At 71.1% G+C, this 653-nt stretch carries 1 protein-coding gene; it reads left to right on the plus strand.

What is annotated here, in order from left to right; genetic code table 11:
• Positions 1-560: SDR family oxidoreductase (locus KZA10_RS16950; protein WP_218683487.1), on the plus strand; the 560-nt coding region annotated here is incomplete at its 5' end.
• Positions 561-653 lie beyond the last annotated feature (93 nt).

A 653-nucleotide genomic window follows, 5' to 3' on the forward strand; every position in this document is an offset into this window, starting at 1 on the left:
ACCTGCGCGACGAGACGTTCGCGACCGACATCGTCGCCCGGACGCGGCGCGAACTCGGCGGACTGGACGTGCTCGTGCTGAACGCCGGCTACCAGCACGACATCGACGGCTTCGAGACGCTGGAGACGGAGCGGATGCGCCGGGTGTTCGACACGAACCTCGCCGGCATGCTGTTCTCGGCACGGGCGGCCTATCCCGACCTCCCGCCGGGAGCGAGCATCATCGTGACGGCATCCGTCCAGGCCTACAACCCCTCGCCGGGACTCATCGACTACGCCATGACGAAGGCCGCACAGGTGGCGTTCGTGAAGGCCCTCGCAGAAGAGGCGGGCCCGCGGGGCATCCGCGTCAACGCCGTCGCACCCGGCCCGATCTGGACGCCGCTGATCCCGGCGACCGGATGGGATGCCGAACGGCTGGCGACCTTCGGCGCCGACACCCCGCTGGGGCGGGCAGGCCAACCCGCGGAGCTCGCCGGTACCTACGTGTACCTGGCGTCGGCGGAATCGTCGTACACCTCCGGATCTGTCATCGCGGTCACCGGCGGCAAGTCCCTCTGATCCGCGCCGAGGCGGCGGCCCGGAGAGGGGCCGCCGCCTAAGCTTGTCTGGTGCAGAAGCCCGCCGCGTCCGGCCCCCTCGTGGGGGTCGCAC

The organism is Microbacterium sp. BF1 (assembly GCF_019279095.1).
Taxonomy (GTDB): Bacteria; Actinomycetota; Actinomycetes; order Actinomycetales; family Microbacteriaceae; genus Microbacterium; species Microbacterium maritypicum.